The organism is Pseudomonas sp. A39, from assembly GCF_058145955.1.
In genome coordinates, this window is sequence record NZ_JBYVMD010000014.1 from 133018 (window position 1) to 149522 (window position 16505).

Here is a 16505-nt window from a genome sequence, read left to right on the forward strand (position 1 = left end):
AAGTCTGTGAAACAGAACTCCCTGAATGGATGGTTCAAGAGCGGCGCCCCCGGCGTCTGGATCAGCGGTGGCGCGGTGTCCATCGCGGTCATCATGACCATTGGTTTGCTGGCCGTGATTGCGGTACGTGGCCTGGGCCACTTCTGGCCGGCCGACCTGATCCAGGCCAACTACAACGTACCGGGCCAGGAAAACCATATCGTCATCGGCGAAGTGGTGCAGAAAGAAGAAGTGCCGCGCGAGCGCCTGAAAAGCGCTGGCCTGCCGGTGCCGGACCAAGGCCCGGAGTTCATGACGCGCGAGCTGATCAAGGTCGGTAACCGCGACCTGAACGGCAACGACTTCACCTGGATCGTCGGCGAGTGGCTCAAGGACCAGACCACGCCTGCGAACCTGATGACCATCGAGCGGCGTGAGTGGGGCAATTTCTACGGCACCCTGGTCAACGTGAAGCAGGACGGCAAGGTGATCGCTGAAGGTGAGGCCGCGTGGCCGGAGCTGCAGGCCCGTGTCGACCGTGTGAACAAGCTGGCCGCCCAGCTCAAGACCCTGGAAAAATCCGACATCGGCGCGATCAACGCCGGCCTGGAGCGTATCCGCCTGCATGGCCGCAAACTGGAACTGGAAGGCAAGCTCGACGCCGCCGCCCAGGCCGACATGGACGCTGACCGCGCCGAATTGAATGCCCGTTACCAGGACATCGAAGCGCGCCTGGCCGACCTGCACGCCCAGTTCAACCGTGACGCTTTGACCGCTCGCGATGGCAACGGCAAGGAAATTGAAATCGGCATCGGCAAAGTGGTGCACGCCTACCAGCCTAACGCCATGAGCACGATGACCAAGATTGGTTTCTACGTCAGCAAGGTCTGGGAATTCCTCAGCGACGACCCACGCGAAGCCAACACTGAAGGCGGGATCTTCCCGGCCATCTTTGGCACCGTGATGATGACCCTGATCATGGCGATGATCGTGACCCCGTTCGGCGTGCTGGCAGCGGTTTACCTGCGTGAATACGCCAAGCAGAACACCCTGACACGCATCATCCGTATCGCCGTGAACAACCTGGCCGGCGTACCGGCCATCGTCTACGGCGTGTTCGGCCTGGGTTTCTTCGTGTATGTATTGGGTGGCTCGGTTGACCGCCTGTTCTTCGCCGAGGCCCTGCCGGCCCCGACCTTCGGTACCCCGGGCCTGCTGTGGGCCTCGCTGACCCTGGCGCTGCTGGCGGTGCCGGTGGTGATCGTGGCCACCGAAGAAGGCCTGGCGCGGATTCCCCGCACCGTGCGTGAAGGTTCCCTGGCACTCGGCGCGACCAAGGCGGAAACGCTGTGGAAGATCGTGCTGCCGATGGCCAGCCCGGCGATGATGACCGGCATGATCCTCGCCGTGGCCCGCGCCGCCGGTGAAGTGGCGCCGCTGATGTTGGTGGGTGTGGTGAAACTGGCGCCGTCGCTGCCGCTGGACGGTAACTACCCGTACCTGCACCTGGACCAGAAGATCATGCACCTGGGCTTCCATATTTATGACGTCGGCTTCCAGAGCCCCAACGTCGAAGCCGCACGGCCGCTGGTGTACGCCACTGCCTTGCTGCTGGTGCTGGTGATCGCCACGCTCAACTTGTCGGCGGTGTGGATCCGTAACCACCTGCGCGAAAAATACAAAGCGCTAGACAGCTAAAGCTTTTCAATGTGGGAGGGGGGCTTGCCCCCTCCCACACACAAAATTGGTAGCACAGGGAGCCTCCCATGCAACATGACACCCATTCCCACGGCATCAACATGTCTGCCCTGGGTCGCGACAAGCAGAGCCTGAGCCTGGCGCAGGAAACCGTGGCCATCGAAGTGCCGGGCCTGAGCCTGTACTACGGTGAAAAGCAGGCGCTGTTCGACGTCAGCATGAACATCCCCAAGCAGCGCGTGACCGCCTTTATCGGCCCGTCGGGCTGCGGCAAGTCCACGCTGCTGCGCACCTTTAACCGCATGAACGACCTGGTGGACGGTTGCCGCGTCGACGGTGCCATCAACCTCTACGGCACCAACATCTACCGCAAGGGCGAAGACGTGGCTGAGCTGCGTCGCCGGGTGGGCATGGTGTTCCAGAAGCCCAACCCGTTCCCCAAGACCATCTACGAAAACGTGGTCTATGGCCTGCGTATCCAGGGCATCAACAAAAAACGCATCCTCGACGAAGCGGTGGAGTGGGCCCTCAAGGGCGCGGCCCTGTGGGACGAGGTCAAGGACCGCCTGCACGAATCGGCGCTCGGCCTGTCCGGCGGCCAGCAGCAGCGTCTGGTGATCGCCCGTACCATCGCGGTGGAACCGGAAGTGCTGTTGCTCGACGAGCCCTGCTCGGCCCTCGATCCGATCTCGACGCTGAAAGTCGAAGAGCTGATCTACGAGCTCAAGTCCAAGTTCACCATCGTCATCGTGACCCACAACATGCAACAGGCGGCGCGGGTTTCCGACTACACCGCGTTCATGTACATGGGCAAGCTGGTGGAATTCGGCGACACCGATACCCTGTTCACCAATCCGGCGAAGAAGCAGACCGAAGACTACATCACCGGTCGCTACGGCTAGGAAGCTGTGGTTCTGATTGCACTGACGCTGCGGTTCTCCGCACCTTACCGGACGCTCCAAGGACGCCAACATGATTAGCAAAGAAGGCCTTACCCACCACATCTCCGCGCAGTTCAACGCCGAGCTCGAGGAAGTGCGCAGCCACCTCCTGGCGATGGGCGGGCTGGTGGAGAAGCAAGTCAACGACGCTGTGACTGCGCTGATCGAGGCCGACTCGGGCCTGGCCCAGCAAGTGCGCGAGATCGACGACCAGATCAACCAGATGGAACGCAACATCGACGAAGAATGCCTGCGCATTCTTGCGCGTCGCCAGCCGGCGGCGTCCGACCTGCGGTTGATCATCAGCATCTCCAAGTCGGTGATTGACCTGGAGCGCATCGGCGACGAAGCCACCAAGATCGCCCGCCGTGCCATTCAGCTGTGCGAAGAAGGCGAAGCGCCGCGCGGTTACGTGGAAGTGCGCCATATCGGCGATCAGGTGCGCAACATGGTGCGCGATGCCCTCGATGCGTTCGCGCGTTTTGACGCCGAACTGGCGTTGTCGGTGGCCCAGTACGACAAGGTCATCGACCGCGAATACAAGACCGCCCTGCGTGAGCTGGCGACCTACATGATGGAAGACCCGCGCTCTATCTCGCGGGTCTTGAGCATCATCTGGGTGCTGCGCTCCCTGGAGCGGATCGGCGACCACGCGCGTAATATCTCGGAACTGGTGATCTACCTGGTGCGCGGCACCGACGTACGGCACATGGGCCTCAAGCGCATGAAGGCTGAAGTTGAAGGTTCGGTTGATCAAATCCCTAATGTTCCGGGCGAATCTGACGATAAGTAAGTTGCCCGAGAAATTAACGCCCGGCCTCTGGCCGGGCGTTTTCGTTTGTGGCGCCTGACTTTTTCAGGTCGGGTAAAAGAAAGTCCGAACGTGACTGCAGAGTTTTTGGCAAAATGCCATCAGTCAGGCGTTTTGCGTGCCGAAGTTTTTATAGGATGAAGGGTCGATGAGTAAAGTCAGTGTATTGGTGGTGGATGACGCCTCGTTTATCCGCGACCTGGTGAAGAAGTGCCTGCGCAACTACTTCCCTGGGATCAAGCTTGAAGACGCGGTGAACGGCAAAAAGGCCCAGGCCATCCTGATGCGCGAGACCTTCGACCTGGTGCTGTGCGACTGGGAAATGCCGGAGATGTCCGGGCTTGAGCTGTTGACCTGGTGCCGCGAGCAACCGCACCTCAAAGCCATGCCGTTCGTGATGGTGACCAGCCGTGGCGACAAGGAAAACGTGGTCCAGGCCATCCAGGCCGGGGTTTCCGGCTACGTCAGCAAACCGTTCACCAACGAGCAGTTGCTGAACAAGGTCAAGCAGGCCCTGCACAAGATCGGCCGCCTCGACGCCCTGGTCGCCAGCGCACCGACCAAAATGAATTCGGCCTTTGGCAACGATTCCCTCAGCGCCCTGACCGGCGGCAAGCCCGAAGTGGCACGTGCAGCGCCGGTTGCGGCAGCCGCGCCTGCGCTCAACAAAGGCTTGCTCAACAGCCCGCCGGTGCAAGCGGCGACGACGGCGGCGCCGGCAGGAGGGCGTGGCCAAGGCCAATTGCGCCTGTCCAGCGGTACCCAGCAATGCGTGATCAAGGCGCTGAGCATCAAGGAAGCGCTGCTGGTGGTGCGTCGCGGCGAAGTCCTGCCTCAGGTACTGGAAAGCGCCGTGCTCGACCTGGAACAAGGCGATAACGCCGAAGTGGCCCGTCTCAACGGCTACCTGCACGCCATCGTTGCCTTCGAACCCAAGCCTGACAGCGATTGGCTGCAACTGACCTTCCGGTTTATCGACCAGGATGCGCAGAAGCTCGATTACATCTCCCGCCTGATCGCGCGGGGTACGGCGCAGAAGCATTTTGTGCCGGGTGCCTGATTTGTCGTGAGCGGGCTTGCCCCGCGCGCGGCAAGCCCGCTCACTACAGACTGTAACGATTGCTTGCTAATCTCCCGTCCGGTCATATCGGCAGGTTTACGCCATGCTCATGCGCTTATTGCTGTGTTGCGGGCTGGCAACGGTCGCCACTTTGACCCAGGCCATGACCCTCTACAAATCCACCGATGCCAATGGCGTGGTGTTTTTCAGCGACCGGCAAACCCCTGGCGCCCAGGCGTTCGTGATCCAGGAGCGCAAGGTCGAACGGCCGATACTCGATAGGCCGAAATCCCGTTACGTACCCCAGGCCTACCGCTACCCCTTGCCCTGGCGCGGCGGCCCGTTCCGCATGACACAGGGCCCCAACGGCACCTTCAGCCATACCGACGCCAAAAGCCGCTACGCCATGGACATCGCCATGCCCGAAGGCACGCCGATCATCGCCGCACGCAGCGGCATGGTGGTGAAAACCGAAAACGAGCAAGCCGGGCGGGGCAACGATGCGTCAGGGAATTTTGTGCGGGTACGTCACGATGACGGTACCGAGGGCGTGTACCTGCACCTCAAGCAAGGCTCGGTCAGTGTCAGGGTTGGGCAGCGTGTTGCGGTAGGAAGCCCGCTGGCGTTGTCGGGCAATACCGGCAACAGCAGCGGGCCGCATCTGCATTTTGTGGTGCAGCGCGCCACTGAGGCGGGATTGGTGTCGATCCCGTACGAGTTCAACCAACCCGTCGGTGCATTGCCCAATTTTGCATTGGGCAATTGACGGTCAATCCAGCAGCAGGACCTTGGCCAATACGATCTTCGGCCCTTTCATCTTTTTGATGATGATCCGCAAACCTTCAACCTCCAGCACCTCTTCCTCTTCCGGCACGCGCTTGAGGGTGTCGTAGATCAGGCCGGCCAGGGTTTCGGCCTCGATGTGGTCCAGGTCCACTCCCAGCAGGCGTTCGACCTTGAACAGCGGGGTGTCGCCCCGCACCAGCAGCTTGCCCGGCTGGTAGGCCAGGATGCCGCGCTCGGCCTTGCGGTGTTCGTCCTGGATATCGCCCACCAGGACTTCCAACACGTCTTCCATGGTGAGGTAGCCGATGATCTTGCCGTCGGCTTCTTCCACCAGGGCGAAATGCGCGCCGCCTTTGCGGAACTGCTCCAGCAATTGCGACAACGGCATGTGCCGCGACACACGCTCAAGCGGGCGAGTCAGCTCGGCCAAGTTGAACGACTCGGGAATATGGTCCAGGGCCGCCAGTTCCAGCAGCAGGTCCTTGATGTGCAAAAGGCCCACGAACTCGTTGCGTACTGCGTCATACACCGGGTAACGGCTGAATTTATGGCGACGGAACAGCGCGAGGATTTCCTTGAGCGGGGCGTTGAAGTCCAGGGTGACCAGGTCTTCCCGGGAGTTGGCCCAGTCCACCACTTCCAGCTCGCCCATCTCCACGGCGGAGGCGAGTACGCGCATGCCTTGGTCGCTCGGGTCCTGGCCCCGGCTGGAGTGCAGGATCAGCTTGAGTTCTTCGCGGCTGTAATGGTGTTCGTGGTGCGGGCCAGGCTCGCCTTGGCCGGCGATGCGCAGGATGGCGTTGGCGCTGGCGTTGAGCAGGTAGATCGCCGGGTACATGGCCCAGTAGAACAGGTACAGCGGCACCGCCGTCCACAGCGACAGCAGTTCGGGCTTGCGAATGGCCCAGGACTTGGGCGCCAGTTCACCGACCACGATGTGCAGGTAGGAAATCACGAAGAACGCGGCGAAGAACGACACGCCCTTGATCACTTCCGGCGACTCGACGCCCGCGGCGCCCAGCAGCGGCTCGAGGATGTGCGCAAACGCCGGCTCACCGACCCAGCCCAGGCCCAGGGAGGCGAGGGTGATACCCAGCTGGCAGGCCGACAGGTAAGCGTCGAGCTGGCTGTGCACGGTGCGCAGGATCTGCCCGCGCCAGCCGTTGGTATGGGCGATGGCCTCGACCCGCGTGGAGCGCAGTTTGACCATGGCAAATTCCGCCGCAACGAAGAAACCGTTGAGCAGTACCAGGACCAGTGCAAAAAGAATCATGCCGAAGTCGGCGAAGAGTGTAGCGAGGGTGATGCCAGGGGAAGGGTCCATGATGGGGTTTTGCAGGTTCCGTGTGTTCAATAAGAGGTGACGAAAGGGCCTTAAAGACAGGCGCAAGTCGGCCAATGTAGCGGCTGACGGGGCGCTTGCCTAGTGCCCACTGCCGGGTGGGGCCTGGAATGCCTACTTCAAAACCATACAAATCCAATGTGGGAGGGGGCAGGCCCCCTCCCACATTAGATTTGTATCGACGTCGGGTTATTCATCATTTCCGATCACCCGCGAACGCGTCATCTGCCCCGGAGGAAAATGGCAGGTGAACGTACTGCCATGCCCCAGCACACTGCTGATTTCCAAGCGTGCACGGTGGCGCAGCAGCACATGCTTGACGATCGCCAGGCCAAGCCCGGTGCCGCCGGTGTTGGAGTTGCGGCTGGAGTCGACGCGGTAGAACCGCTCGGTCAGGCGCGGCAGGTGCTTGGCGTCGATGCCGATGCCGGAGTCTTGCACGCTCAAGTGTGCGCCCTGTTCATCGGCCCACCAGCGGATGCGGATATTGCCTTTGTCCTGGGTGTACTTGACCGCGTTGAACACCAGGTTGGAAAACGCGCTGCGCAACTCACCTTCGCTGCCTTTGAGCAGGACGGTCGGGTCGGCTTCCAGGGTGATCTGCTGCCCACGTTGGCCGGAGAGGGCCTGGGCGTCGTTCTTGATGGTCTGCAACAGGCTCTGCACCGCCACCGGGTGGTTATCCGACGGGTAGTCGGTGGCCTCCAGCTTGGCCAGCAACAGCAGGTCGTTGAGCAGTGTCTGCATGCGTGAGCCTTGCTGCTGCATTTGCTGCAGGGCGCGGCTCCAGCGCGGGTTGATCTCGTCGACGTTGTCCAGCAGCGTCTCCAGGTAACCGCAGATCACCGTCAATGGCGTACGCAGCTCGTGGGAAACGTTGGCGACGAAGTCCTTGCGCATCTGTTCCAGCTGGTGAATGCGGGTGACGTCGCGTACCAGCATCAGGTGTTCATTGTTTCCGTAGCGCGTCAGGTACAGCTGGATGCGTACGCGGTCATTGGTGGGCGAGGGGATTTCCAGGGCCTCTTCGTAGTTCTCCTGTTCGAAGTACTCTTTGAAGCGTGGGTGGCGCACCAGGTTGGTCACCGGCTGGCCGCTGTCCTGGGGCGTCTTGAGGCCCAGCAGGGTCTCGGCGGCGCGGTTCCACCATTCCAGGTTGCCGTCGCTGTCGAGCATGATCACCGCGTCCTTGAGCGCGGCGGTCGACTCCTGCACCCGGTCGATCACCGCTTGCAGGCGCCCGCGCACCCGTTGGTCGCGGCGTTGCAGGTGGTAGATGCTGTCGAACACCTCGCCCCACAGGCCGTAGCCGTCGGGAGGTGCTTCGTCGGGTTTGTGCTGGCGCAGCCATTCATGCAGGCGCAGCAATTGCTTGAGGGTCCAGCCCAGGTACACGGCGATACCGACGGCCAGGCTCCAGCCGTAGTAACCACTGACCAAGCCGACCAACAAGCAGCCGGTGATCAGCAAAAGCATGTGGCGGATCAGGGTGCCATGCCAGTTTTGATTCACTTGAACATGCGTCCTTGTCAGCGGTTAAGTCAGGCTCTCAGCCTTTGGTGGAGAAGCGGTAGCCAGTGCCGCGCACGGTTTGTACCAGATTCTCGTAGGCATCGCCCAAGGCTTTGCGCAGACGACGGATATGCACGTCGACGGTGCGTTCTTCCACATACACGTTGCCGCCCCACACCTGGTCCAGCAATTGGCCGCGGGTATAGGCGCGCTCCTGGTGTGTCATGAAGAATTGCAGCAGGCGGTATTCTGTCGGGCCCATCTCGGCCGGCTTGCCGTCGATGGTCACGCGGTGGCTGATCGGGTCCAGCAGCAGGCCGCCGACTTCGATGGGGGCTTCGCCATCGGTCGGCCCGGCACGGCGCAGTACGGCCTTCAGACGCGCAACCAGCTCCCGTGGGGAAAACGGCTTGGTGATGTAGTCATCCGCGCCGACTTCCAGGCCCTGGATCTTGTTGTCCTCTTCGCCCTTGGCGGTGAGCATGATGATCGGGATGTCCCCGGTCAGCTCGTCCCGCTTGAGACGGCGGGCCAGCTCGATGCCGGAGGTGCCGGGCAGCATCCAGTCCAGCAGGATCAGGTCCGGCTTGCGGTCGACGATAATGGCATGGGCCTGCTGGGAGTTCTCCGCCTCCAGGCAGTCATAGCCGGCCATTTCCAACGCAACGGCGATCATCTCGCGGATGGGCGCTTCGTCGTCAACAATCAGAATGCTCCTGCCAACCATGCTCAAAAATCCTCTTGTCATTTAACTGTCTTGCGCCGCATTAGATAACGGAATTATTGCAGTCGTGTGACAGTAATTTAGTCGCTCGGGCAATTTGCGCCTCTCTGGGCTACGCTTTGGGTCCGAATCCTGACAACCACAAAAGGAAGGTTCCGATGACGTACAGCACAATTTCCTGGAAAGCCCTGCTGGTAACGGCGGCGTTGACGCTGCCGACCCTGGCGTTCGCGGCAGAGCCGGCGATGACTCAAGACGGGATGCTGGTCGACCACAAGGGCATGACCCTTTATACCTTCGATAAGGATGCCGACGGCAAGTCAGTGTGCAAGGACCAGTGCGCGACCAACTGGCCGCCGTTGAAGGCGGAGTCCACCGACAAGTCGATGGGCAAATGGACGGTTATCACCCGCGACGACCAGACCAGCCAGTGGGCCTATGGCGGCAAGCCGGTCTACACCTACAAGGATGATAAAAAGGCCGGTGACAAGTCCGGTGATGGCAAGGGTGGCGCTTGGCATGTGATCAAGCCTTGAGCCTGCGGCGCCGCTGAGACCTTCGCCAGCAAGCCCCCTCCCACAGTTGAATGCATTCCAAATGTGGGAGGGGGCTTGCCCCCGATGGCGTCAGCCCAGTCACCCCAAATAACGGCACCTAGCGAAATGCGTAATCCGCCACAATCCCGACAAATATCGCCAACCCGGCCCAGTGGTTGTGCAAAAACGCCTTGAAGCACTTCATCCGATCCTTGTCCCGGGTGTACCAGAATTCCCAGGCAAAACAGCCCGCCGCCGCCAGCAACCCCAGGTGGAACCACCCGCCCAGCTCAAATCGCGCCCCCGCCAATAGCAGGCACACCAGCGACAGGCCTTGCAGGGTAAGAATGATCACGCGATCGGCATCGCCAAACAGAATGGCCGTGGACTTCACGCCGATCTTCAAGTCGTCATCGCGGTCGGTCATGGCGTAATAGGTGTCGTAGCCCACCGTCCACAGCAGGTTGGCGATGTATAGCAGCCATGCGGTCGCGGGCAAATCACCGGTCTCGGCGGTGAACGCCATCGGCATGCCCCACGAGAATGCCGCCCCCAACACCACCTGCGGGTAATAGGTGTAGCGCTTCATGAACGGGTAGCTTGCCGCCAGGGCCAGACCACCGAGGGACAGCAGGATAGTCGTGGCGTTGGTCAACAATACCAGCAGGAAGCTGATGCCCATCAGCACTGCGAAAAACACCAGCGCCTCTTTCGAACTGATCTTGCCGCTCACCAGCGGGCGCTGTTCGGTGCGTTTTACGTGGCCGTCGACCTTACGGTCGGCCCAGTCATTGATCACGCAGCCGCCGGCCCGGGTCAGCACCACGCCCAGCACAAAAATCACGATATTGATTAAAGAGGGCGACCCCTTGCCCGCGATCCACAGCGCCCACAGCGTCGGCCACAGCAGCAGGTAGATGCCGATGGGCTTGTCCATGCGGGTCAACTGAACGAAATCCCAGGCCCTGGGGTTCAGGTGGTTAAGGGATTTGAGCAGACGTTGGTACATCAGCAGTTCTCCGGATGGGCGTGCAGTGCGTGCCAGAAGCTGGGCAAAAAGATCTCCGCGACCAGCACGCTCAGCGGCCCGCGATCGAAGCGTGAGCGGCGCCCCCACAGCCCGTCGACCTGATCGGCCGTGGGCAACCAGTGCCGTGGGTAATGGCACACCTCGATGGCCTGGCGCGTGAAGGCCTGGTCGCAGAACAGCAACTCGCCCAGCGAGCGGCTGCCCAGTTCATCCATATGCAAGCCGTCGCCCTGCAAGGCGCTGCGCGCCGCGACACTGCGCGCGAACACCCACGGTTGGCCATTGCCGCGCAAATACACCTCGCGCACCCAACCGATGCTGGACGGCGCCAGCGCCAGGGCAGCACATTCGTCATCGCGCAGCGGCTGCCAGCCTTCGAACAGTGGCGTCACGCTGAAACCGTCGTTGGACAGCCACGTCAGCCGCCGCGTCAGCGAGTCTTCGTTGAACAGCCAATTGAGGGTCAACGGCGCGGGCGCAGGGGTCAGAAGGCTCTGGATCAGCCATTGGCAAGCATCGGGGGGGACGATTGAGTGCGGCACGGTGAGTCAGTATTGGCAGCAAAAGAGGCGGCGAGCTTACCATGGCGTCCTGGGTGTTTGCCGGACTGAACCGGCTGCTTGCGTCGATCGTGCTTGCATCTGCCGGCCCCGATCAGTACAAAACGCCCTGAGCCGTACGGCAACGCGGGTCTATCGACCGTCGGCCAAGATGCCTGGACCCTGAGGAAGCAAGTAATGAAGAAGTGGCAATGTGTAGTCTGTGGCCTGATCTATGACGAAAAAGACGGCTGGCCGGATGACGGAATTCTGCCTGGTACTCGTTGGGAGGACGTCCCGGAAGACTGGCTGTGCCCGGACTGCGGCGTGGGCAAAATGGATTTCGAAATGATCGAAATCGGCTAATTTTGGTTTTCAGATAAGTACTACAAGGAGAAAGGAATGAACGCACCTGTCGTGATCATCGGCACAGGATTGGCCGGTTACAACGTGGCCCGGGAGTTTCGCAAGCTCGACAGCGAGACCCCATTGCTGCTGATCACCGCGGATGACGGGCGCTCCTACTCCAAGCCCATGCTCTCCACCGGCTTTGGCAAGAACAAGGAAGCCGATGGCCTGAGCATGGCTGAACCCGGCACCATGGCCGAGCAACTCAAGGCCGAAGTGCGTACTCACACCCGCGTCAGCGGCATCGACCCCGGCCATAAGCGCCTGTGGATCGGCGAGGAGGCGGTGGTTTACCGTGACCTGATCCTGGCCTGGGGCGCAGAAACCGTGCGGGTACCGGTTGAAGGCGATGCGGCTGAACTGATTTTCCCGATCAACGACCTCGAAGACTACGCCCGCTTTCGTGCCGCCGCTGCCGGTAAGCGCCGCGTGCTGCTGCTCGGTGCCGGCCTGATCGGCTGCGAGTTCGCCAACGACTTGATTCTTGGCGGTTATGAAATCGATCTGGTGGCACCGTGCGAGCAGGTCATGCCGACCCTGCTGCACCCGGCGGCCGCCGCCGCAGTACAGGCCGGTCTGGAAGGCCTCGGCGCGCGCTTCCACCTGGGCCCGGTGCTCAATCGGCTACAGCGCACCGATGATGGCCTGGAAGCGCATCTGTCGGACGGTGAAGTGATCGCCTGCGACCTGGTGGTCTCCGCCATCGGCCTGCGCCCACGTGTCGACCTGGCCGCTGCTGCAGGCCTGCAGACCAACCGGGGGATCATGGTGGACCGCCACCTCAAGACCTCCCACGCCAACATCTACGCCCTGGGCGACTGCGCCGAGGTCGACGGCTTGAACCTGCTGTACGTGATGCCGCTGATGAGCTGCGCCCGCGCCCTGGCCCAGACCCTGGCCGGCAACGCCACGGCGGTCAGCTACGGGCCGATGCCGGTGACCGTCAAGACGCCGGTCTGCCCGCTGGTGGTCTCGCCCCCGCCACGCCGCACCGAAGGCGTGTGGAGCGTGGAAGGCGAGGGCGCCGACATCAAGGCCCTGTGCCGCGACGCCAGTGGCCGCCTGCTGGGGTATGCACTGACCGGCACTGCGGTGATGGAAAAACTGGCCCTCAATAAAGAACTTCCGCCATTGCTGGCGTAAATACCGGTCGTTCTGTCGGAATAAGCACGTTTTTCCCCTTAGAAAGGTCGCCGCGAGACTGGCGGAGCGTGCGAGGGCATGCCATCCTCACTCCCGTCTGCCGCAGAGTAGAGCCTGCGGCGCTTTGGGCGCTGCTCCAGAAGAGAGCAGCACGGACATAACAACAAAAAACCGTCAAAGAGGCTTCACTTATGCGTAAACCAGAACTCGCAGCCGCCATCGCTGAAAAAGCGGATCTCACCAAAGAACAGGCCAACCGCGTCCTCAACGCCGTTCTCGAAGAAATCACCGGCGCCCTGCACCGCAAGGACAGCGTCACCCTGGTCGGCTTCGGCACCTTCCTGCAACGCCACCGCGGCGCCCGCACCGGCAAAAACCCGCAAACCGGCGAGCCGGTGAAAATCAAGGCCAGCAACACGGTTGCGTTCAAGCCAGGCAAATCGCTGAAAGACACTGTCAACGCGTAATGGCGTTACCGTCTCGAAGGGGGCGGGGAGGTAGGAAAAATGGGCACGCCGACTGGGTCGGGTGCCCATTTTTTGTGAGGGCCTTGCCGGTTAATCACACACCAGCGAGTGATCCGGCAATTGGCTCAGCTTGAACTTCTTTAATTCTTGTGCAACGGAGCTCTCAAGATGCTCCGGGTCCATCAGCGTTTTAACTTCACGCTCCCAGCCCGCTGATCCGCCTACACGTTGCGTCACACCTTCCGGCCATCCTTGAAGGATGGACTTGTAATACTCGGTGCGTTCGTGGGCCATTTCACGCTTCTTGCACCAGGCCAATAACAATATATTGTCGGTCATGGCCTGTACTGGAAAGTTGTCTGCGCCGGACACAGTAGTTTGATAAATAGAGTCCAGCAGGGTGCATGAAAGTGTATCGAGGAACGCGGTAGGGCATTGCGATCGAAAACGTTCAACAAGCTCTTCGAACTTATTTGAGTGGCGTAATGGGCTTATCGATTCCTCAACACCCTTTGTTATGCACGACCAGCCCTGCACTGGCTGGCGGCCCGTCCAGCAAGTTGGCGGCGGCGTCGTAGGCGAAGGTTTCCTGCTGGCCTTGAGCGTTGTCCTGGCTGGCGATGATGCGGCCGGTGGCGTCGTAGTGCAGCAACTGGCGGTGTTGCGCAGCGGGTTGTTGGTCGAGTTTGCCTATCAGGTTGCCGAGTTCGTCGTAGTGGTGTTGCAGGTTGCCCGCCGAACTCTACTCGCAAAGCAGTTGGCCGAGGGCGTCGTAGGCAAAGCCCAGGGCTTGGGCATTGCCCTGCGAATCGGTGAAGGTGACAGCCGTGAGCTGGTCCGCCGCGTCGTAGTGGTAGTCGGTGCGGCCATCGTCGGTGGTCTTGGCGACGAGCCGGCCAACCGCATCACGTTCCAGCCGATGGACGCTAGGCGCAGGCGTAAGCTAGGGCCAGCCCCGTTAACTGAAGATTGGGATTGAGCACAATATGATCTTGCCTTTCGGTAAACGAGCCTTGATCGGTGCTCGTTTTTTGCTAGCGTAGTGAACACGACTACAGGAAGCATCCGAGGGCTGTTGATGGTTTCATGTGCTGTGTACTCAAGTAAATTGAACGAGGAAATAGCCACCCACATCTCCCTCTTTCATCTTTTTCGCTCGATTATCGGCAAATATATAGCCGATACCACCACCGAATATCCCTTCGTGGTTAGGACTTATTTTAGCGATGTCAGCGTCGATTAGCTGAGCCAAAAAATAGTAGCGAGGGCTTTCATACAAAGGGTCTTGCAACCACGCGGGGCGCCCGAGAGCCTTGCTGATACCCGCGCCACAGTCCAAGTCTTCCAGTTCCTCCTCCATTTGTTTGGAAGTCAGTGGCTGCTGGGCAATGTACGTTCGTGGAATCGGATCAACCAACGTAGCGGGTGTGAGTTCGGAAGTCGCCAGTGCGTGAAGCAGAACTTTGCTATGGCCAAGTTGAAGTTTCTCCATCTCGCTTTGTTGATGGACAGTCAACTTGCGTATAGATGACCGTGTGTACGTTTTGTCAGTTGGCTCAACGGAGACGAACACCGTAAGCGCCATCCCGGAGGGTATGAATGGAACGCCCAAGAACGTTGAGGTCATCGTAATCACCGGCAGCATAAGCTGACCGGTTTGCGGGTCTTTAGGCCACAGATCAAGGCCTGTAAGCCACGCACCTCCGCCTATTTGTCCAAGGTTATGGTCTTGCTCTGAGAGAATAATTTGATTGATACCCATAGCCCGTGATCCTTTAGAAACAACCTTTTCGTTTGGCGAATGACGCGGCAGAACGCCTCGCCGTCCTGGCTTGTTGTTGCGTGATGATGCCGGTTTTGACCAATGAGTTGTGTATGGCTTGGGACATGAGGCGAATCTCCAGCTTCCTCCCTTTCTATCAAGATAGATGCAGGTAAAAAAGTTCCACCTCATGCGGGTCTTCAGAGGATTTCAGCGTAGCTTTGTATTTGTCTTCAAGTTGCTGATTTTGACCTTCGCTATACAGCAAATAAAGAGATGGATAATCAGTGTTGGCGCGAATCCAGTCTGTCGAATCTGCTGCGTCAAACCAACGCTGGGCCAATTCAATGCTGGCCAGCAACTGCTCTTTCCAGTCAGGTTTTTCATCCAGGCTGTCAAATGAACACAACCATATTGAAAAGCGTTCATTAAAGTTTTCAAGTGTTTCGTCGGTGTTTTTCAGTATCCGCCAGTCCGTCAGTTCGGCGACAATAGAGTTAGACGTGCGGATTTTAATGGTCTTCTCGATGACAGACGGAGACCAGTTTTCCGGATATTCAAACCGTTCGTCTCGGAGTGCTTTGTTAAGCACCTCATTTACGCACGTCATCAACGCTGGGTCGACGATCTGGAGTGTCAAGTGAAGAGAAAACCATCCCTTATTCTTAGATAGATTTATCGTGTAGCGACGAGTCCGGCCACGCTCGCCATTCGTCTCAAAAAATCTGTCTTTTTTTAGCGTGTACCCATGTTTCGCAAAGGGTTCTGCTAGGAAGGAAGTTAGTAAATTCAATATATCTTTTACAGTCTCAGTCATTACGGCAACCTCCATAGTGGGACTCTGGCTTCGCTAACGGTTACGCCTTTTGTACTTTTTCCAGAACTACCAAATATGCCTTTCCCATCGGCGATGATTTTGTCTTTTGCAAGCTGGGCTTTAGACCGTATAGCACCACCTGACTTGACCTCAATTGCGACGACTTTCCCTGTTTTGTTATTTTTTATCAGAATGTCTACGTAGCGTCCTCTCCCTGCACCTGGAGTTTTGACGTAAACCTGTGTACCGAGCACCGTCACTTTGGGGTTATTTAATAACTTCTGATGCACCAGGTTTTCAGCGGCTTTACCATTGGCTTTATTCTGCCGCCGTTGTGCTGAGGAACAGGCCCAGCCCCAGGGGTCTATCCAACCCACCGGGTTAGGAGCGTATTGGTAAAGATTGCCGCCACCCGCCAACCCAATCGGATCTGGCGTCGTAAACCGCCCCACATCCGGATCATAAAACCGAAACGTGTTGTAGTGCAGCCCTGTCTCTCGATCCAGATACTGCCCCTGGAAGCGTAAATTCTGCTCTTCGATAAAGTACGCTTCGCGCACCTCTTCAGCCGTGTTCCCCCACACCTGATACTGCGCCCGCCACACGGTGTGGCCGTCGGCCTCGGTCAGTTGCTCCGGTAGCCCGTTCAGGTCGTTGTGGTAGTAACGCACGCTCTGGTGTGCACCCGTTCCATCCACCCGGGCCAGTGGTATATAGCTGTCCTCTTCGTAGATATAGAGGCTGGTCTGGCTGTGTCGGTGTTCCTGCAGCAGGCGCAAGCCTTCCCAGCCGAAGCGGGTTTCGCCCAAGGGATAGCCGTGGCTGTCGTGTTCGGTTTTGACGATACGTCGGCCGAGCGGATCGTAGGTCATCTTCACGACCGTTTCTCGCCCGTCTTTCTGGCTGCGGACCTCGATCAGGCGATGCTCTGCGTCGTAGGCAAAGTGCTG

General features: G+C 59.7%; 18 protein-coding genes and 1 pseudogene. 9 read left to right on the forward strand and 10 right to left on the reverse strand.

Annotation, left to right across the window (positions count from 1 at the left end; all coding sequences use genetic code 11):
- Positions 1-6: 6 nt before the first annotated feature.
- The 5 genes from pstA to AC3ZU9_RS13825 all read left to right on the forward strand — a co-directional run bounded on the left by pstA (position 7) and on the right by AC3ZU9_RS13825 (position 5255).
- Positions 7-1677, forward strand: coding sequence for a phosphate ABC transporter permease PstA (gene pstA / locus AC3ZU9_RS13805; protein ID WP_102061221.1), 1671 nt, complete (start codon positions 7-9; stop codon positions 1675-1677).
- A 68-nt stretch (positions 1678-1745) separates the two neighbouring features.
- A complete protein-coding gene (pstB, locus tag AC3ZU9_RS13810) occupies positions 1746-2579 on the forward strand; it encodes a phosphate ABC transporter ATP-binding protein PstB (protein ID WP_015886578.1) in 834 nt (277 codons plus the stop codon).
- Between the two features lie 70 nt (positions 2580-2649).
- On the forward strand, positions 2650-3411 hold the full coding sequence (gene phoU / locus AC3ZU9_RS13815; protein ID WP_015886577.1) for a phosphate signaling complex protein PhoU: 762 nt from the start codon (positions 2650-2652) through the stop codon (positions 3409-3411).
- Between the two features lie 166 nt (positions 3412-3577).
- Positions 3578-4489 (forward strand): response regulator, encoded by a 912-nt coding sequence (locus AC3ZU9_RS13820; RefSeq protein ID WP_064053223.1) that lies wholly within the window; start codon positions 3578-3580, stop codon positions 4487-4489.
- A 103-nt stretch (positions 4490-4592) separates the two neighbouring features.
- Positions 4593-5255 (forward strand): M23 family metallopeptidase, encoded by a 663-nt coding sequence (locus AC3ZU9_RS13825; protein WP_122811724.1) that lies wholly within the window; start codon positions 4593-4595, stop codon positions 5253-5255.
- Between the two features lie 3 nt (positions 5256-5258).
- Here the strand turns inward: AC3ZU9_RS13825 and AC3ZU9_RS13830 are convergent, their stop codons facing one another.
- The 3 genes from AC3ZU9_RS13830 to phoB form a co-directional block, all read right to left on the reverse strand.
- A complete protein-coding gene (locus tag AC3ZU9_RS13830; RefSeq protein ID WP_015886574.1) occupies positions 5259-6599 on the reverse strand; it encodes a hemolysin family protein in 1341 nt (446 codons plus the stop codon).
- 207 nt (positions 6600-6806) lie between these two features.
- Positions 6807-8093 carry a phosphate regulon sensor histidine kinase PhoR gene (gene phoR, locus AC3ZU9_RS13835; protein WP_232504885.1) on the reverse strand — a complete coding sequence of 429 codons (1287 nt, stop codon included), beginning with the start codon at positions 8091-8093 and terminating at the stop codon, positions 6807-6809.
- Between the two features lie 73 nt (positions 8094-8166).
- Positions 8167-8856: a phosphate regulon transcriptional regulator PhoB gene (phoB, locus tag AC3ZU9_RS13840; RefSeq protein WP_003176964.1), complete on the reverse strand. Its 690-nt coding sequence runs from the start codon at positions 8854-8856 to the stop codon at positions 8167-8169.
- Between the two features lie 155 nt (positions 8857-9011).
- On the opposite strand from phoB, the gene AC3ZU9_RS13845 reads away from it, so the two are divergent.
- Positions 9012-9389 (forward strand): COG4315 family predicted lipoprotein, encoded by a 378-nt coding sequence (locus AC3ZU9_RS13845; protein WP_046034833.1) that lies wholly within the window; start codon positions 9012-9014, stop codon positions 9387-9389.
- A 118-nt stretch (positions 9390-9507) separates the two neighbouring features.
- On the opposite strand, the gene ubiA is transcribed toward AC3ZU9_RS13845, so the two are convergent.
- On the reverse strand, positions 9508-10398 hold the full coding sequence (gene ubiA / locus AC3ZU9_RS13850; RefSeq protein WP_015886571.1) for a 4-hydroxybenzoate octaprenyltransferase: 891 nt from the start codon (positions 10396-10398) through the stop codon (positions 9508-9510).
- Entirely contained in the window at positions 10398-10961 is a 564-nt protein-coding gene (locus AC3ZU9_RS13855; RefSeq protein WP_015886570.1) for a chorismate--pyruvate lyase family protein, read from the reverse strand. Before AC3ZU9_RS13855 ends, ubiA begins: the two co-directional genes overlap by 1 nt.
- Positions 10962-11156: 195 nt before the next feature.
- Here AC3ZU9_RS13855 and AC3ZU9_RS13860 point away from each other — a divergent pair, with 195 nt between their 5' ends.
- From AC3ZU9_RS13860 to AC3ZU9_RS13870, 3 genes are all read left to right on the forward strand, one after another.
- Positions 11157-11324, forward strand: a complete 168-nt coding sequence (locus AC3ZU9_RS13860) for a rubredoxin (RefSeq protein WP_015886569.1) — start codon at positions 11157-11159, stop codon at positions 11322-11324.
- Between the two features lie 36 nt (positions 11325-11360).
- Entirely contained in the window at positions 11361-12509 is a 1149-nt protein-coding gene (locus AC3ZU9_RS13865) for an NAD(P)/FAD-dependent oxidoreductase (RefSeq protein WP_490090856.1), read from the forward strand.
- Positions 12510-12700: 191 nt separating this feature from the next.
- Positions 12701-12976: an HU family DNA-binding protein gene (locus AC3ZU9_RS13870; RefSeq protein WP_003176958.1), complete on the forward strand. Its 276-nt coding sequence runs from the start codon at positions 12701-12703 to the stop codon at positions 12974-12976.
- A gap of 90 nt (positions 12977-13066) precedes the next feature.
- On the opposite strand, the gene AC3ZU9_RS13875 is transcribed toward AC3ZU9_RS13870, so the two are convergent.
- The 5 genes and pseudogenes from AC3ZU9_RS13875 to AC3ZU9_RS13895 all read right to left on the reverse strand — a co-directional run.
- A complete protein-coding gene (locus AC3ZU9_RS13875; RefSeq protein WP_145994232.1) occupies positions 13067-13315 on the reverse strand; it encodes a hypothetical protein in 249 nt (82 codons plus the stop codon).
- 172 nt (positions 13316-13487) lie between these two features.
- Positions 13488-13913, reverse strand: a pseudogene (locus tag AC3ZU9_RS13880) (hypothetical protein); the annotation flags it as partial.
- Positions 13914-14075: 162 nt separating this feature from the next.
- Positions 14076-14738, reverse strand: coding sequence for a hypothetical protein (locus AC3ZU9_RS13885; protein ID WP_102061219.1), 663 nt, complete (start codon positions 14736-14738; stop codon positions 14076-14078).
- A gap of 157 nt (positions 14739-14895) precedes the next feature.
- On the reverse strand, positions 14896-15555 hold the full coding sequence (locus tag AC3ZU9_RS13890) for a hypothetical protein (RefSeq protein ID WP_102061218.1): 660 nt from the start codon (positions 15553-15555) through the stop codon (positions 14896-14898).
- Positions 15555-16505 (reverse strand): RHS repeat domain-containing protein (locus tag AC3ZU9_RS13895; RefSeq protein ID WP_490090857.1); only part of this gene is annotated, 951 nt, incomplete at its 5' end. The genes AC3ZU9_RS13895 and AC3ZU9_RS13890, both read right to left, overlap by 1 nt.

What these genes read in the sequence shown, in the direction of transcription:
- pstB (WP_015886578.1), top strand. Translation starts at nt 1,746, where the DNA reads ATGCAACATGACACCCATTCCCACGGCATCAACATGTCTGCCCTGGGT.
- phoU (WP_015886577.1), top strand. Translation starts at nt 2,650, where the DNA reads ATGATTAGCAAAGAAGGCCTTACCCACCACATCTCCGCGCAGTTCAAC.
- AC3ZU9_RS13820 (WP_064053223.1), top strand. Translation starts at nt 3,578, where the DNA reads ATGAGTAAAGTCAGTGTATTGGTGGTGGATGACGCCTCGTTTATCCGC.
- AC3ZU9_RS13825 (WP_122811724.1), top strand. Translation starts at nt 4,593, where the DNA reads ATGCTCATGCGCTTATTGCTGTGTTGCGGGCTGGCAACGGTCGCCACT.
- AC3ZU9_RS13830 (WP_015886574.1), bottom strand. Translation starts at nt 6,599, where the DNA reads ATGGACCCTTCCCCTGGCATCACCCTCGCTACACTCTTCGCCGACTTC.
- phoR (WP_232504885.1), bottom strand. Translation starts at nt 8,093, where the DNA reads ATGCTTTTGCTGATCACCGGCTGCTTGTTGGTCGGCTTGGTCAGTGGT.
- phoB (WP_003176964.1), bottom strand. Translation starts at nt 8,856, where the DNA reads ATGGTTGGCAGGAGCATTCTGATTGTTGACGACGAAGCGCCCATCCGC.
- AC3ZU9_RS13845 (WP_046034833.1), top strand. Translation starts at nt 9,012, where the DNA reads ATGACGTACAGCACAATTTCCTGGAAAGCCCTGCTGGTAACGGCGGCG.
- ubiA (WP_015886571.1), bottom strand. Translation starts at nt 10,398, where the DNA reads ATGTACCAACGTCTGCTCAAATCCCTTAACCACCTGAACCCCAGGGCC.
- AC3ZU9_RS13860 (WP_015886569.1), top strand. Translation starts at nt 11,157, where the DNA reads ATGAAGAAGTGGCAATGTGTAGTCTGTGGCCTGATCTATGACGAAAAA.
- AC3ZU9_RS13865 (WP_490090856.1), top strand. Translation starts at nt 11,361, where the DNA reads ATGAACGCACCTGTCGTGATCATCGGCACAGGATTGGCCGGTTACAAC.
- AC3ZU9_RS13870 (WP_003176958.1), top strand. Translation starts at nt 12,701, where the DNA reads ATGCGTAAACCAGAACTCGCAGCCGCCATCGCTGAAAAAGCGGATCTC.
- AC3ZU9_RS13875 (WP_145994232.1), bottom strand. Translation starts at nt 13,315, where the DNA reads ATGACCGACAATATATTGTTATTGGCCTGGTGCAAGAAGCGTGAAATG.
- AC3ZU9_RS13885 (WP_102061219.1), bottom strand. Translation starts at nt 14,738, where the DNA reads ATGGGTATCAATCAAATTATTCTCTCAGAGCAAGACCATAACCTTGGA.
- AC3ZU9_RS13890 (WP_102061218.1), bottom strand. Translation starts at nt 15,555, where the DNA reads ATGACTGAGACTGTAAAAGATATATTGAATTTACTAACTTCCTTCCTA.